Annotated in this window: 18 protein-coding genes; 16 read left to right on the top strand and 2 right to left on the bottom strand. The window is 36.0% G+C overall.

What is annotated here, in order from left to right; translation table 11 throughout:
- Positions 1-60: 60 nt before the first annotated feature.
- Positions 61-846, bottom strand: coding sequence for a sulfite exporter TauE/SafE family protein (locus tag J2S08_RS17315; protein ID WP_307231747.1), 786 nt, complete (start codon positions 844-846; stop codon positions 61-63).
- A 160-nt stretch (positions 847-1006) separates the two neighbouring features.
- On the opposite strand from J2S08_RS17315, the gene J2S08_RS17310 reads away from it, so the two are divergent.
- The 16 genes from J2S08_RS17310 to adhE all read left to right on the top strand — a co-directional run bounded on the left by J2S08_RS17310 (position 1007) and on the right by adhE (position 15256).
- Positions 1007-1813, top strand: coding sequence for a PTS mannose/fructose/sorbose/N-acetylgalactosamine transporter subunit IIC (locus J2S08_RS17310; RefSeq protein ID WP_307231746.1), 807 nt, complete (start codon positions 1007-1009; stop codon positions 1811-1813).
- The gene (locus tag J2S08_RS17305) at positions 1806-2624 is read left to right on the top strand and encodes a PTS system mannose/fructose/sorbose family transporter subunit IID (protein ID WP_307231744.1); all 819 of its coding nucleotides are present in this window, start codon (positions 1806-1808) and stop codon (positions 2622-2624) included. The genes J2S08_RS17310 and J2S08_RS17305 overlap by 8 nt, the downstream gene beginning before the upstream one ends.
- Positions 2625-2694: 70 nt before the next feature.
- Positions 2695-3171, top strand: a complete 477-nt coding sequence (locus J2S08_RS17300; protein WP_307231742.1) for a PTS system mannose/fructose/N-acetylgalactosamine-transporter subunit IIB — start codon at positions 2695-2697, stop codon at positions 3169-3171.
- 23 nt (positions 3172-3194) lie between these two features.
- Positions 3195-4046: a MurR/RpiR family transcriptional regulator gene (locus J2S08_RS17295; RefSeq protein ID WP_307231740.1), complete on the top strand. Its 852-nt coding sequence runs from the start codon at positions 3195-3197 to the stop codon at positions 4044-4046.
- Positions 4046-4972 carry an N-acetylmuramic acid 6-phosphate etherase gene (murQ, locus tag J2S08_RS17290; protein ID WP_370875708.1) on the top strand — a complete coding sequence of 309 codons (927 nt, stop codon included), beginning with the start codon at positions 4046-4048 and terminating at the stop codon, positions 4970-4972. Before J2S08_RS17295 ends, murQ begins: the two co-directional genes overlap by 1 nt.
- Entirely contained in the window at positions 4965-5144 is a 180-nt protein-coding gene (locus J2S08_RS17285; RefSeq protein ID WP_307231738.1) for a hypothetical protein, read from the top strand. Before murQ ends, J2S08_RS17285 begins: the two co-directional genes overlap by 8 nt.
- A 10-nt stretch (positions 5145-5154) precedes the next feature.
- Positions 5155-6105 (top strand): serine hydrolase domain-containing protein, encoded by a 951-nt coding sequence (locus J2S08_RS17280; protein WP_307231735.1) that lies wholly within the window; start codon positions 5155-5157, stop codon positions 6103-6105.
- 24 nt (positions 6106-6129) lie between these two features.
- Positions 6130-6552: a PTS sugar transporter subunit IIA gene (locus J2S08_RS17275; RefSeq protein WP_307231734.1), complete on the top strand. Its 423-nt coding sequence runs from the start codon at positions 6130-6132 to the stop codon at positions 6550-6552.
- Positions 6553-7118: 566 nt separating this feature from the next.
- Positions 7119-7892, top strand: coding sequence for a GntR family transcriptional regulator (locus J2S08_RS17270; protein ID WP_307231732.1), 774 nt, complete (start codon positions 7119-7121; stop codon positions 7890-7892).
- Position 7893: 1 nt separating this feature from the next.
- Positions 7894-8325 (top strand): PTS sugar transporter subunit IIA, encoded by a 432-nt coding sequence (locus tag J2S08_RS17265; RefSeq protein ID WP_307231730.1) that lies wholly within the window; start codon positions 7894-7896, stop codon positions 8323-8325.
- A 12-nt stretch (positions 8326-8337) separates the two neighbouring features.
- Positions 8338-8625, top strand: coding sequence for a PTS sugar transporter subunit IIB (locus tag J2S08_RS17260; RefSeq protein ID WP_307231728.1), 288 nt, complete (start codon positions 8338-8340; stop codon positions 8623-8625).
- The gene (locus J2S08_RS17255) at positions 8625-9893 is read left to right on the top strand and encodes a PTS ascorbate transporter subunit IIC (RefSeq protein ID WP_307231726.1); all 1269 of its coding nucleotides are present in this window, start codon (positions 8625-8627) and stop codon (positions 9891-9893) included. The genes J2S08_RS17260 and J2S08_RS17255 overlap by 1 nt, the downstream gene beginning before the upstream one ends.
- Positions 9894-9928: 35 nt before the next feature.
- Positions 9929-10843 carry a phosphotriesterase family protein gene (locus J2S08_RS17250; RefSeq protein WP_307231724.1) on the top strand — a complete coding sequence of 305 codons (915 nt, stop codon included), beginning with the start codon at positions 9929-9931 and terminating at the stop codon, positions 10841-10843.
- Positions 10844-10855: 12 nt separating this feature from the next.
- The gene (locus J2S08_RS17245; protein WP_307231722.1) at positions 10856-11479 is read left to right on the top strand and encodes a bifunctional 4-hydroxy-2-oxoglutarate aldolase/2-dehydro-3-deoxy-phosphogluconate aldolase; all 624 of its coding nucleotides are present in this window, start codon (positions 10856-10858) and stop codon (positions 11477-11479) included.
- Positions 11480-12232, top strand: coding sequence for a creatininase family protein (locus J2S08_RS17240; RefSeq protein WP_307231720.1), 753 nt, complete (start codon positions 11480-11482; stop codon positions 12230-12232).
- Between the two features lie 420 nt (positions 12233-12652).
- Positions 12653-15256: a bifunctional acetaldehyde-CoA/alcohol dehydrogenase gene (adhE, locus tag J2S08_RS17235; RefSeq protein ID WP_307231719.1), complete on the top strand. Its 2604-nt coding sequence runs from the start codon at positions 12653-12655 to the stop codon at positions 15254-15256.
- Positions 15257-15395: 139 nt separating this feature from the next.
- On the opposite strand, the gene J2S08_RS17230 is transcribed toward adhE, so the two are convergent.
- Complete coding sequence (locus J2S08_RS17230; protein WP_307231717.1) at positions 15396-16049, bottom strand: lysoplasmalogenase; 654 nt, start codon at positions 16047-16049, stop codon at positions 15396-15398.
- Positions 16050-16487 lie beyond the last annotated feature (438 nt).

Below are 16487 nucleotides of genomic sequence, written 5' to 3'. Positions count from 1 at the left end.
TATTTCAGCTTTACAATCTTGAGACACCTAAATATTATAGTTCAAAATGTGAAAATAAAATCATTTAATACAAACCGAGATTAAATTATATATATTAATGAATATAATAAAAACGACAACAGCGTTATAAAAAAACAAGACCCGTTTTTCTGATAGCATGAAGCTAATTTTACTTCCTATATAACCACCTAACAATGCGGCAGGGATGATACAAAACAACATTTTTAAATCAAACATGCCAAAACCTGTTGTCAATGCGATAGTTGATAACTTTGCTAATTGTGAGAAAAAGATAGTAACGATCGAATACACAACAGCAGTCTTAATATCAAGACTGAACGCAAAAATGAACATAGCTACATTTATTGGCCCTCCTCCAATTCCTAAAAAAGTTGAAAGACTACCTAAAAGAATGCCTATAAGAATATAATAATGCAATTTTGATAGATTTAACTTCTTGTTACTAAACTTATTGTAATATAATATCAACAATAAAGTAAAAATCATCAATATATATTGAATGACTTGCACTTTATGATCATTTTTAAAAAAAGAGATAAAAAACGTTAAAATGATATCCCCGAAAACACCTCCAATTAAAGATCCTATAGAAAGTCCTAAAACATTTTTATAATTAATCATAACGCTATTCCTGATTTGTTTATAAATGGATGAGATAGACATCGTAAATACAGCGATGCTGGAATAGAAAGTAATAGATTTTAATGAATGTAGGCCAATTGTATCTAGAACAGGCTTTATAATGACACCTCCACCCATGCCAGAAATTGCCCCCAATGTATTTGAAAGGAGAATGGTAAAAAAATATATTAGTATTGTTTTCATGATGTTTGCTCCTTGCTCTACGCTGTTACTTTTATCATAATATATCTATCTAAGAAATTCAATTTCAAAATAAAAGAAAATAAAATTACACTTGAAATGATATTTCATAGATGTTACGATGATTTTGACTTAAAGAAAACGCTAGCAAGGAGGAGAAGCGATGGAAATTTCATTCGGTATCATTCTAATTTTATGTTTGTACACGGTGATAGGAGTTCTTGACCAGATCTCGATTCAAATTGGACCTTACACCCCACTTTTTGCAGCTACAGTAACTGGTCTTGTGATGGGAGACCTAGCTACGGGGCTTGCAGTTGGCGCTACATTACAATTAATGACATTAGGTGTTGCAACCTACGGAGGTGCCACAGTACCGGATTTCCTATCGGGAGCGATTATGGGTACTGCGTATGCAATTATTTCTGGACAAGGTGCGGAGTACGGAATTGGGATCGCAATTCCGATTGGATTGTTATTAACACAATTAGACATTTTAGGGCGTATGACCAATACAATCTTTCAACATAAAGCTGATCGATATGCAGCTGAAGGGAACTACAAGGGGGTTGAAAGATGTAATGTATTAGGAATGATACCTTGGACACTTTCTCGTGTGATTCCTGTATTTATCGGTTTAGCTTTCGGTGAACAAGTCGTAAATGTAATAAATGAATTAATTCCAGTTTGGGTAATGACAGGATTAAAGGCTGCTGGTGCGATTTTACCTGCGATGGGGATTGCCATTTTAATGCGTTACTTGCCGATTAAAAAATATTGGCCTTACTTTATCCTTGGATTTGTCTTGTTAGCATATGGTGCAGAATTCTTCTCTGTATTAGGAGTTGCTTTAGTAGGTCTTGCATTAGCTGCTATGTATGTAATGAATCAAAATAACAAAGGTGGTATGGTAACTACAGCTGGGAATGTTGTTTATGAAGATGATGAGGAGGTAGAAATTGATGACTAATAAATTAACAAAAAGCGATCTTAATAAAGTGTATGTTAGAAATTTATTTGGTCTTCAATGGGGTTGGAACTATGAAAAAATGCAAGGACTTGGTTATTCTTATGTCATGATGCCTGCATTAAAAAAGCTGTATGCAGACGATCCTGAAAAAATGAAAAAAGCATTGCAAACACAGCTTGGATTCTTCAACACGACGCCTGCGATGTCTCACTTAATTATCGGAGCAGATATTGCTTTTGAAGAAGAATTTGGAATTGAAGATGAAACCGCTATTACCGGGTTGAAAACAGGTTTAATGGGGCCTTTTGCCGGGGTGGGAGATACGATTTTTATCGCTATTTACCGAGCAATTGTTTTCTCCATCGCTGCTTATATGGCTCAAGGTGGACAAGTAGTAGGATTATTGATTCCTTTAATAGCTGGTTTAGCTGTTTTAGGGGTTCGCTATAAATTTACTTTTATAGGTTATAGTCAAGGGAAAAAAATAGCGACAGAATTTGCTGATAAAATGAAAATTTTTACTGCTGCAGCTGCTATCCTAGGATTAACCGTAGTCGGTGGCTTAATTCCATCTGTTATTACGTACAAATTAGATTTGACCTATAAGCTAGGTGAAGTATCACTATCAGTTCAAGAAATGTTTGACAAAATTCTACCGGGACTTGTGCCATTAGCAATTGTATTACTATCTTATTGGTTGTTAGGCAAGAAAAAAATGAATTCAACTCGTTTGATTTTCGTCTTAATTTTACTAGGAATGGTTTTAGGAAATTTACAAGGCGTCTTCGCTTGGGTTGGCGGACTATTCTAATTGTTCGATCATGTAAGCGCAATTGTTAAACGAAAGTAAATTATATTTTTATAGAAAGGATGTATGATGAATGTCAATTATACATGCAAGAGTAGATGAACGATTAATTCATGGGCAAGTAGCCACAGTTTGGACAAATTCGTTAGGAGCACAAAGAATCATGGTAGTAAATGATTTTGCTGTAAAAGATCAAATGCAAATTGGTGCTTTAAAAATGGCAAAACCAGCGGGAATAAAATTATCCATCTTGTCAAAAAGAAAAGCTGTTGAAAAAATCTTGGCTAATCATTATGAAGATGAAAAAGTATTTTTAATTACAAAGGATATTACAGATATGGCATATTTAATTGATAATGGCATTCCTTTGAAGTCATTCAATGTTGGTAATATGTCACAAAAAGAAGGAAGCAAAGCCATTAAAAAATCAGTAAGTGTGACAGATGACGATATCACAACAATTAAACGTTTGATTGATCAAGGAATAGAGATTACTGCTCAAATGATTCCTTCGGAGTCTAATGAATCTATTTTAAGTTTTATTAAGTAAGGTGTAAAAAGGGGAGTCTGATTATGAATGCATTAGTAAGAATAAGAAACCAGTATAAGGATTTTTCCAAGGTTAACAAGCAGATTGCGGATTGTATTTTACATGAACCTGCATCCATTTTATCATTAACAGCTACTGATATTGCAGAAAAGAGTCAGACTTCTCCTGCTTCTGTTATTCGCTTTGCGAAATCTTTAGGATTCAATGGATTGGATGATTTAAAATTAAGCATTGCTACCCAACAGGGAACACAAAAAAATAAAAAAATAGTAGATCCAATTATTTCTAGACAAGATTCTATTGATGTATTATGTGAAAAAGTTGAAGCACTCATTAATTCTACAATGACAGATTTATTGTATGTATTAGATAAACAGGAACTTGAAAAAGCAATTGCGGCAATAAAAAAAGCCGAAACAATTTATTTGTTAGGAATTGGAGCTTCTTCTTTAACAACTTACAATTTGTACCATAAATTTAATAGAGCAGGAAGAAAAGCTGTGTTTAATTTTGATGCACAAATGAACATTGAATTCATAAACTATGCTTCAGAAAAAGATGTTGTCATTGCAGTTTCTTACAGTGGCAAAACAAAAGAGGTTTTACATGCGTGTGAAACGGCTAAGAAAAATAACTGTCATACAATATTTATAACAAAGAATGATAGTCAAAGAATAAGAGAACTTTCGAATGAGATTCTTTTGGTTCCTGATAACGAACATATTATCAGGGTAGGTGCGATTTCTTCTGTGACTTCTTCTATGGCTGTGGGGGATATTTTGTATCTTGGATCGATTCAAGAAGAAATCGAAGAAGGCATTGAACAGAAGATGATTGAAACAAATAAATTAGTAAATCAATTTAAAGAGGACTAGTGGTGAAAAAAATGGATTTAAACTCTTTAACAACGGAAACAAGAAACGAGGCAAGCATCAACATCGATCAACTTGATACATTAGAGATCGTTAAAGTGATAAATAATGAAGATAAAAAAGTTGCAGCAGCTATTTCGAGGGTTTTGCCTGAAATAGCGGAAGCGATTGATGCGATTACGGAGAGATTCAATAAAGGCGGGAGAATCATTTACTGTGGTGCTGGCACATCAGGCAGATTAGGTGCTTTAGATGCCATTGAATTAACACCTACTTATAGTGTTTCTCCAGATAGAGCCTTTGGCATAATGGCTGGCGGTAAAGAAGCGATGTTTAAAGCCATTGAAGGCGCGGAAGACTCAAAAGAATTAGCAATTGCTGACTTAAAAGCAGTAGAGTTATCTCCAAACGATGTAGTAATAGCAATTGCTGCAAGTGGGCGTACGCCGTATACGATAGCTGCAATTGAATATGGAAATGAGTTGGGTGCTTTAACTGTTTCAGTTTCTTGCAACCAATACGGGCAAATGAATCAAATTGCACAAATTGGTATCGCACCAGTTGTAGGACCGGAAGTGATAACTGGATCAACTCGCATGAAGGCTGGAACTGCGCAAAAAATGATACTGAATATGATTTCTACTGGTGTCATGATAAAAACAGGGAAAGTATATCAAAATTTGATGATAAATGTGCAGCCGACAAATGAAAAACTCATTCAGCGTTCCATTAATATCATTGTTGATGCAACAGGAATCGAGAATCATCTAGCTGCGGATTTCCTAGAAAGAGCTGATAACAATGTTGCGGCAGCTATTGTGATGATTAAAACTGGTGTTTCAAATAAAGAAGCAATACAATTACTAAAGGATTACAAGGGACGAATTTCTGACATTTTACAAATGAATGAAAGTAAGTATAATGCCTAGTAAAGAACAAGCTTTTTCTAATAAAATTGTTTCATTCGTTCATCAAAGAATGATTGCTGGTGCTTCTTGGACGATAGTAAAAGGTTCAAAAAGTACACCATATTATGATGGCATGAAAGGAAGTATTCCTCCTTTCAACCAAGAATCATTAACCGTTTCTTCCGTAATATGATTTAGCGTCTTTGACAAAAGTTGTTGGTACTGCGACAAGAATTTTGCAATTAATTGATGAATGTAAAATTGATTGGGATTCTAAAATAAATGATCTATTAGTAGATTTCCCTAATCTAGCACTGTCAATTGCAGACTTGTTGTTGCATACGAGTGGATTACCGGCTGATTTTGAGAATAAGAATATATCAGAAGAAAAAGTGTATTCATTTTTTAAAAACTGGGTTTCTAATGAGAATGTTAAGCATAAAACAGTATATTCAGATATTGGTTTTATCTTATTAGGTTTTGTAATAGAAGCAATTGATAAAATGGATTTAGAAAGAAGTTTTAACAAACATATTTTCAAACCATTGAAAATGAATGAAACAAGTTATGCTCCAAAGAACAAAATGGATGTTATTCCTACTGAGGTAACGCCAAATCGAGGTGTTATTCAAGGAGAGGTGCATGACTCCAAAGCTTGGTTAATAGATAAACCAATTGGCAGCGCAGGATTGTTTTCTACATTAACGGATTTAACAAAATTTGTTCAAGCGATCATGAATAATAAAAAAGCAGACAATCGTTTATTTTTTCAGAAAGAAACGTATCAGAAATTAATCCATACAAATGAAAGAATGCGAACGTATGGGTGGGAGCTTTTATTTACAAATGTAGAAGCACCTGTGCTTTTTCATACTGGATTTACGGGTACATCTATAGGAATAGATGTGTTTAGAAAAGAATCTCTTATATTACTAACGAATCGTGTTCACCCAGATCGAGAAGACCGAGGATTTATCCCACATCTAACTGGCAGTAAGACCCCCACCTCGAAAGTAAGAGGAACGAAGAAGTCTAGGTGGGGGATAACTGCCAGTAAATGTCCGATTGGTTCAACTAACCATCAGTGGGGGATGGGAAAAACCCCCACTGATGGAAGTTTCATTTTATCAAGGCACGAAAACAGGCTTATATAGAATATTTTAGTTAGGAGGATAACGATGAAACCAAGTATTATTTTAATGAGTCATGGAAAAATGGCTGAAGAAACACTGCACTCTGCGCAAATGATTGTAGGAGATTTGGCAGATGCTCAAGCGGTATCTATGGATGATCATGATGGAATGTCTGGCACCAAACAAAAATTAGATCAAGCATTAAATTATGTCGCTGCTGAATCATCAGTGCTAGTCATTGCGGATTTAAAAGGGGGAACACCTTGTAATGTCGCAATGATGAAAATGAAAGAGCGTAAAAATATGCGTGTTATTTCTGGATTAAATTTAGCGATGGTTATTGAAGCATCTGTTTCTGTCATCGATGATGTAGATGAATTGGTAGATTATCTTATCCCTATCGGAAAAGAAGCTGTTGCTGCTATTGAACTTCCAGAAATAGCAGATGAAGAAGAATATGAAGATTAGGCTTTTATAAATATATGATATGAATCATCTCTAACTAGAAAAGTAATCTTAAATGGTTACTTTTCTTTTTTTTCCAGTAGAGGTTGAGGAGAAAACCTAAATGATAGCAGTTTTCCCTTATTAAGTGATTGATAATGGTATATAGTATATGAAGTCTTTTTATCATGACTAATATTCATAAGATGTATAAATCAAGACACCAAGTGAAAAATAAAGGATATAAAATAGCAATGAGAAGCCCCAAATCGATAGCAGTTTTACTTTATACAACGACCATCATGTAAACTGAGAACATCCTATAGAGAAATCAGATAGATATACTTTCACCTCTTTTCGAACCTCCATTAAAGAAGAAAATCTGCCCTTTATTAAATGACATACGTCATAACAAACTCCTTCTTTTTCTTTCTGTTTCCAAGAAAAATCCTATAAAGATCATGTTAATAATTTTTAAACATCATGATCTTTTCATTTTAAAAAATTTATTGACATGAATCATTATGATGTTTATACTCTAATTAGAGGTATTAAATGATATTCATTATGATGAATAGTTTGAAAGGGTGATGATTATCCATTATCTAGACAAAAAATCAAAAGAACCACTTTACAAACAGTTAAAAGCAGCACTATTAAATTATATTGAAGATCATTTAAAAGAAGGTGATGCGCTGCCAATTGAGTCAGAAATCGAGAAATTATATGGAGTTAGTCGTATTACTGTAAGAAAAACAATTGAAGAACTTGTAAAAGATGGAGTCGTTACGAAAAAGCAAGGCAGAGGAACTTTTGTTCAATCGAGAAAAATCATTCAAAAAGCGGGCACAATTACGAGCTGGACAGAAGAAATGCGATTGAAAGGCAAATCCATTGAAACGAGAAATTTGATTATGAATGAAATTGAGCCTTCCAAAAAAATAAGCGAAGAATTGAAGTTAAAGACAGGAGAAAAAATTATTTGTCTAAAAAGGCTTCGTTGTGCAGATGGAGAGCCGATTGCAATTATCATCAATTACTTTAGGTCAAAATATGTTCCAGGCTTTTTGGAGAAGGGTCTTACAAGAGATTCCTTATACGAAGTATTAGAACAAGACTATAATATACAACTTGAGAGAGCTAGTGAAACAATTCAGGCTAGACTTGCAAGTGATTTGGAGGCAGTGGAGCTAGAAATACCTTTAGATTCTGCTATCTTGCAAATAACCCGAGTTTCTTATTTACCAGATGGTACACCGTTTGAATTAGTAGAAATGTTTAATCGTTCTGACAGATATCAATATCACATCGATTTAATTGGCAGGAACAAATTAAAAACGATTACAGAAGAGAGCGAGACATAAAATGATCCCTTTAAATGAAAAGTTAATTCGTTTAGATGTTGAAGTCGAAACAGCGGAAGAAGCAATTCGGAGAGCAGGAGAGTTGCTAGTTGCAGAAGGAAAAGTGGAAGAGCGATATATTGATGCGATGGTAAAAGGATATGAGGAGGTAGGGCCATATATTGTTCTAGCTCCTTCTATCGCTATTCCACATGCACGTCCTGAACATGGTGCTTTAGAGCAAAGTGTCTCATTGATTCGTTTAAAACAACCAGTTGTTTTTGGTCATCCAACAAATGACCCTGTACAATTAGTCTGTGCAATATGCGGTGTAGATAGTTCCAGTCATGTCGGCATGTTGCAGCAACTGGCATCTGTGTTAGGAGACAAATCAAAGTTGAACGGTATTATGACGGCGAAAAACAAAGAAGAGATTCTTTCGATCATAAAATAAGGAGGGCTTCTAATGAAAGTTTTAACAGTCTGTGGAATGGGCTTTGGTACATCACTGATGTTACTCATGGATATACAAGAAATCGGAAAAAGACACGGATATGACATTCAAGGGGAAGCGGTAGATCTTGGTTCGGCAAAAGGAAAAGTGTGTGATTTCATGGTCGCTTCAAGTGAAATCGTATCTGAACTTAGTGATGAGTCTGTTGAAATCGTTTCAATCAATAATATCCTCGATAAGGAAGAAATCGAGAGCAAAGTGATGCCTGTAGTAGAAAGACTTGCCAAGGGGGCGAGATGATGCTGGATACCATTGTCTCTATATTAAGCAACCCTGCCTTTATATTAGCCATTATTGCAGCAGTTGGTCTCATCGCGTTAAAAAAATCAACTTCCGATATTATTAAAGGTACATTGAAAACACTATTTGGTTTTTTAATTCTTCAGCAAGGTTCGAATATCATTGTAAACGCCTTAATTCCTTTTAGTTCCATGTTTACGGAAGCTTTTGGTTTAACCGGAATTGTAGCAGAAGACAATGCATTAATAGGGGCAGTTCAAACATTATTAGGAAAAGAAACCGCGCTCATTCTCGTCTTTTCTTTTTTAATTAATATCGTCATTGCGAGGTTTACTAAATGGAAGTACCTTTTTTTAACAGGTCATATGATGTTCACTTTTGCCGGAACGATGGCAATTGTATTTAGTCAAATGGGCTTGTCATCGACTATGACTGTTTTATTAGGTTCCATTATTCAAGGGATTTCAATGGTTTTATTCCCAGCTATTTCTCAACCTTTTGTTCGTAAAGTTACCGGTAATGACAATGTTGCATTCGGTTTTTGGGGAAGTTCTTGGATCAGTTTGTCAGGATGGGTTGGGGGCTTAGTTGGTGACAAAAATAAATCGTCAGAAGATGTCAAAGTTCCAAAATCATTAGACTTTTTAAAAGATATGAGCGTTTTAATGGGAATTGTTATGGTTGTTATTTACATCATCACAGCTATCTTCGTTGGCCCTTCAAAAATGAATGAAATTGCCGACGGACAAAATATGATTCAATTTTCCATCATGAATGCGTTAACATTTGTTGTTGGGATTCTCATTTTACTTCAAGGGGTGCGTATGTTCTTAGGAGAAATTGTTCCAGCCTTTAAAGGGATTGGGGAAAAGATTGTTCCTGGGGCTAAGCCTGCATTGGATGTTCCAATCTTTTATTCCTTTGCTCCGATCGCAGTTTCTATCGGATTTTTATCAGCGTTGGTGGGCGGTTTACTCGTTACGCTATTTTCTAGTGTACTGCCAGTAGTTGTACTTCCTTCTGTCATCGGCCTCTTTTTCATGGGCGGTGCTGCAGGTGTATTTGGAAATGCTACTGGAGGACGGCGTGGAGCGGTTATTGGCGGATTTTTCCTTGGGTTCACTTGGACGTTGCTAGTTGCCCTTGCATATCCATTAGTTGATGTAACCCAATACGGTGTTGAAGGGCTATGGTTTGCTTCTCCAGACGCCATTCTTGTTGTCATCATTATTCGACTAATTGGCCTACTTTTCGGAATTGGAGTTTAAGAGTTTTCCAAACTTATATATTAGGAGTGATAGAAATGGCGAAAGTTCGTACTGTACTAGGAGATATAGATGCCAACGATTTAGGTTTTACTTATAGTCATGAACATTTGTGGGCCAATCCGCCTGCAAGCCAAAGTGACAGAGATTTAGAGTTAACGAATTATGAGGCAAGTGTTAGCGAGTTATGGAGATTTAAACGTGCTGGCGGTCAAACGCTTGTAGATGCAACAACTTTAGACTATGGACGTGAAGCACAACAACTCGTTAGAATGGCGCAAGAAACTGGAGTACATGTCGTTGCAACTACAGGTTTTAATAAACATATCTATTTTCCAAGATGGGTGCAATCATTAACAATTGAGGAAATATCACAAAAATTAGTCCGTGATGTCACGATAGGGATGGATGGAACAACAGCAAAAGCAGGCTTTTTAAAAGCCGGTTCATGGGATCAGCTCATTCATCCATTAGAAGAAAAAGCGACAAGAGCGATGGCAAGGGCGCAATTAGAAACTGGAGCACCAGTTTGGCTTCATACAGAAGCTGGAACGATGGGAGAAGAAATGCTTGATCTTCTTGAAGAAGAAGGTGTGGATGTAACAAAAGTTGCTGTTGGACATAGTGATCGCAACGCAGATCCTTATTATCATTTGCAGCTGGCAAAAAGAGGAGCATATGTCCAGTTTGATGGGACAAGCAAAATTAAATATTACCCGGATAGTGTTAGAGTTAGTCTGATTAAAAATATGATAGAAAATGGGTATGTTGAACAATTGTTAATCTCGGCTGATATGGGAAGACAAAAATACCTTCATGCTTATGGCGGCGGTCCCGGCTTTGAATATATTCTTAAAAAATTTGTTCCTCGTTTATTAAGTGAAGGAATAAGCGAAGATCATATACAAACTATTTTTGTTAAAAACCCGGCACGCTGGCTAGGGCAATTTTAGGGAGGAAATGCCATGAGTTTTAATAAAGGGAATATTGTTGCGATTATCCGAGGTGTAGATCCTTTAGAGGTCATTAGTATACAAGAGGCTTTACTAGAAGGTGGAATAAACTGGGTTGAAGTTTCTTTAAGTGAAGAAGGAAAGGGTCTTGCATGTATTAGAAAATTGCATGAAAAATTTCGACAAGATATTTATTTAGGTGTTGGTACAGTTACTACGGCCGACCAAGCAAGAAAAGCAATTGCAGCTGGAGCAAGATTTGTACTTACTCCAGGATGGGATAAAGAACTTATTCAAGAATTGAAAAAATTAAATGTTGACATATATCCGAGTGTATTTTCACCGGGAGAAGTAATGCAGGCGCTTCATCAAAACGTTCAAGTTCTTAAATTATTTCCTGCTGCTAATTTAGGAACTAACTATATAAAAAATTTAAAGGGACCTTTTCCAAACATTGATTTAATGGCTGTTGGCGGCATTACGGTAGATAATATTCTTGATTATTATCATGCTGGGTGCTCATATTTTGGCCTTGGCAGTGATTTAGTGCCCCGTGGAGCTACTAAGAAGGACAAAGAACAAATCAAAAATAAAGCGAGACAGTATGTATCCGTCTTAAAGAATGCAGGTGTTTAAATGAAAAAGGCTAAAGAACTCATTTATATGACAAGGGATGAAGTTAAAAAAGCAATCGAAGATTTTCCTGTCGCGATATTACCTTTAGGTGCAACTGAACAGCATGGGCATCATTTGCCACTTGGGGTAGATATATTTTTAGCTGAAGGGATTTCCCGAAAATTATCTGAAAGAACGGGGGCTATGATGCTGCCTTCCCTTCCCTTTGGTTACTCGTGGGTTTGGAGGGATATTCCAGGGACTGTGTCTTTACAGCAGCATCATGTCGAATCAGTTATAAAAGATGTTGCTCACAGTGTATCCCGTTATGGTATAAAATTATTAGTGTTAATAAATGGACACGATGCAAATAATGCGAGTATGAAATATGCTACTAGAGAGTTAATGGATGAATTGAGTCTCCCGGTTATCTATCTATTCTATCCTAACCTCCAGCTTAGAATGCAGGAGTATTGCGAGACACCTAGCTGGCATGGAATGATTCATGCTTGTGAATTTGAAACATCCATGATGCTAGCTTTAAAACCAGAATTAGTGGATATGAAAAAAGCAGTGAGAGAATATCCCGAACAACCGAAGTTATATGGAAAATCAGGGATATCGCTTGGAGAGATAAGCAAGAGCGGTGTATATGGAGACGCAACAAAAGCGACAAAAGAGAAAGGTGAAAAAATGCTAAACGTCTTCATTGATGAAATGGAAGAAATGATGTTAGAAGCTTATAAAGAAAAAATATGTTTATCCCACATCTAACTGGCAGTAATACCCCCACCTCAAGAGTAAGAGGAATGGAATAGAAGAAGTCTAGGTGGGGATAACTGCCAGTAAATGTCCGATTGGTTTAACTAACCATCAGTTGATGGAAGTTTCACTTTATAATTATGAACCCACCGTTCTGAAGAAGACGGTGGGTTACGTTTCGATAAAAAAATTTTTTCTTTTTTTTTCGATATGGTATAGACCGTTAAACATCTTGTTATTAGTGTATTGTAAACGCGTCCACTTTTTTCGCTATATGTTTATTGAAAAAAGATTGCTCAACATTTCACAAACTTTTTATTGCAAATCTAAAATAATGTTTTATAATAAACGTGTAAAGAGGTTTTCAACTACTTCTTTTATTTTTTCAAGAAGTATGCTCAACATTTCACAAACTTCAAGGAGGTTATATATATGGCAACAGAAGAACGTGTGTTAAACAAGGATAACAATGTATCGAATATGATTGATACTTTAGTAAAAAATGCACAACAAGCCCTTGCCCAATTTAAGGATTATAACCAAGAAGAAATTGATCACATTGTAAAAGAGATGGCATTGGCCGGACTTGATCAGCATATGCCACTAGCAAAGCTAGCTGTAGAAGAAACAAAGCGCGGTGTTTATGAAGATAAAATTATTAAAAACATATTTGCAACAGAATATGTTTACCACAACATTAAATACGATAAAACAGTTGGTGTTATTAGTGAAAATGAACATGAGGGCATAATAGAGATTGCCGAACCTGTCGGTGTCATTTGTGGGATTACTCCGGTAACGAATCCTACTTCTACGACCATGTTTAAAACATTAATCTCAATTAAAACCCGTAATCCGATTATTTTTGCTTTTCACCCTTCTTCTCAAAAATGCAGCAGTCAAGCAGGGAAGGTTTTACGTGATGCGGCAATAAAAGCAGGAGCTCCGGAACATTGTGTTCAATGGATAGAAATGCCGTCCATTGAAGCAACTCAGAAACTCATGAATCATCCAGGGATTTCACTGATTTTAGCTACGGGTGGAGCAGGAATGGTTAAATCAGCCTACAGTTCTGGAAAACCAGCATTAGGCGTTGGACCAGGAAACGTCCCTTGCTACATTGAAAAAACTGCAAACATTAAGCGTGCGGTAAACGATCTTATTCTATCAAAAACGTTTGACAACGGTATGATTTGTGCTTCTGAGCAAGCAGTTATTGTTGATAAAGAAATCTATGAAGCTGTAAAACAAGAAATGATTTATCATAGCTGTCATTTCTTAAATGAAGAAGAAAAAAGCAAAGTGGAAAAGTTAGTGATTAATGAGAACACTTGTGCAGTAAATCCAGCAATTGTCGGGAAATCAGCTTATGAAATTGCGAAAATAGCAGGTGTTACTGTTCATAAGGATACAAAAATGCTTGTAGCAGAGTTAAAAGGAGTAGGACCTGACAATCCACTTTCAAGAGAAAAGTTAAGTCCGGTGCTCGCATGTTTTAAAGCAAACAATACGGAAGAAGGTTTAACACGAGCAGAAGAGATGCTTGAATTTGGTGGATTAGGACATTCTGCCGTCATCCATTCAGAGGACGAGAAAGTGCTTAATGAATTTGGCAAACGAATGAAGGTTGGCCGCTTGATTGTCAATGCTCCTTCTTCACAAGGTGCAATCGGCGACATTTACAACGCCTACATGCCATCATTAACGCTTGGATGCGGTACATTTGGCGGCAATTCTGTTTCTACAAATGTCGGGGCCATTCATCTTATTAATATTAAAAAAATGGCGAAAAGGAATGTCAATATGCAATGGTTTAAAGTGCCAGAGAAAATATATTTTGAAAAACATGCGACTCAATATTTATCAAAAATGCCCAATATTAAAAAAGCTTTCATTGTAACAGACCAAGGGATGGTAAGACTTGGTTATGTTGATAAATTACTTTATTATTTACGCCAGCGTCCTGATTATGTTCATTGCGAAATCTTTTCTGACGTGGAACCAGACCCATCTTTTGAAACGGTGATGAAAGGCGCAGAAATGATGAAGAGCTTTGAACCTGATTGCATCATTGCATTTGGCGGCGGTTCGCCAATGGATGCGGCAAAAGGAATGTGGCTTTTCTATGAACACCCAGAAACTAATGTTGAAGGGTTAAAACAAAAATTCCTTGATATTCGCAAACGTATTTTTAAATACCCGAAATTAGGGCAAAAAGCTAAATTTGTAGGTATTCCAACTACATCAGGAACCGGATCTGAAGTAACACCATTCGCTGTTATTACGGATAAAACAAACAATACAAAGTATCCGCTCGCTGATTACGAATTAACACCTGATGTCGCGATTGTTGACCCACAATTCGTGATGTCTGTACCGAAGCACGTAACAGCTGATACGGGAATGGATGTATTGACTCACGCTATTGAGTCTTTCGTTTCAAATATGGCAAATGATTATACGGATGGGCTTGCTATTAAAGCCATTCAACTTGTATTTGAATATTTACCAAAAGCATATCGAAATGGGAATGATGAATTAGCTCGTGAGAAAATGCATAATGCATCGACTATTGCAGGGATGGCTTTTGCAAATGCCTTCTTAGGAATTAACCATAGCTTGGCTCATAAGCTTGGAGCAGAATTCCACATTGCTCACGGACGTGCAAATACGATTTTATTACCGCACGTAATTCGCTATAATGCAACAAAACCTACGAAGTTTGCAGCATTTCCAAAATACGAACATTTCATTGCTGACAAACGATATGCAGAAATTGCTAGAATACTAGGATTGCCTGCTCGTACTACAGAAGAAGGAGTAGAAAGTCTTGTCCAAGCAATTATAAGGCTTGCAAGAGAGCTTAATATTCCAATGAGCATTGAAGCATGCGGCGTGAGTAAGAAAGACTTTGATCATAAAGTAGATGAATTGGCAGAACGAGCTTTTGAAGATCAATGTACAACAGCTAATCCGAAGCTGCCGCTCGTTACCGAGTTAGCTGAAATTTATCGACAAGCATTTAAAGGAGTTTAATGTTTTAGATTAATTTTTAAGAGATTAAGAACAGCATGGGGATACCCCAATAGCCGCCTAAGCAGCTAAGGGGCATCCCCGTTAACTGTTCTAAAGTATTCCTTTTTTTTAATTGAAATGATCGATGATGATGACAACGTTAATTGTCTATATTGACTTTTTCAATACTTAATGTAATGAAAACTTGTGCGGTATAATACGTAAACATAATGATATAACCTGATATCGAAATCGGTTCAACAAATCTATCCCAAGCAAGAATGGAATCGGATATGATAAAGAAAAGGGAGCCGATGATTGCATGTTTATTACAGCTTATAAATGCACTCCAGCTCATAAAAGCAATCACAACAACATAAAACATAACCGGAATAAAAAAATAAGTTGTCTCGTGTGCAGCCATTCCTCTATAAAGATTTATTACAATTAGCAGTGCATAAAGTATCATTATAATGATTGGAGAAACATGGTCAGATGATCGGGACCATCTTGTAGAAAAGGCTGCAATATAAGTGAGGTGGGCTGTTAAAAAGGCAAGCAAACCGAATAAAAACCATTTCTCTCCTTCTAGTAATAAAAAAGCATCACCAATAACAGATAAGAAAAGCCCCAGAATAATGAGTGATTTATATTTCTTAGTTGGACTTTTCAACGTTCCAGCGAACAACATGATCCATACCATTGTACCAAGCTTAAATAGCCAACGAAAGAACACATTCTCTCCAGCAATGCTAATAAGACAACCGATGCCAAACAAAATGACCATACAGATTAAAAACTTCTTACGATTCATTTGCTTTTAACCCCTTTATCTCACATTAACTGGCAAATCAAGATCCCATCTTCATTTTGAATTGGATGATCAAAAGAGCATTGGAATTTGACCAGCATCAATAACCAAATCCTCTAATGAATTTACATTCTCAACTTCTTTTCATTTCATCATCGACAAAAATTGTTCAAAAAAACATGCTGCTAAAAAATTATTTTATGTTAGGATAGATTAAGACACAATATATAGGTTTAAATTTAACTATTTTACACTATATATTGATTTTAATTGCTTTTTCATCAGGAATTTGATAGATATCTATATTCCCTCGCATTTGTTATATAGATTTATCCCACATCTAACTGGCAGTAAGACCCCTACCTTAAGAGTAAGAGGACTCGAAGAAGTCTAGGTGGGGGATAACTGCCAGTAAATGTCCGATTGGTTCGGGCCGACAGG

Origin of the sequence: Bacillus chungangensis, assembly GCF_030812995.1 — a bacterium.
GTDB lineage: Bacteria > Bacillota > Bacilli > Bacillales > Bacillaceae_C > Bacillus_CF > Bacillus_CF chungangensis.
Note: the sequence above shows the minus strand (reverse complement) of the source record. Positions and strands in the feature narration are given on the sequence as shown.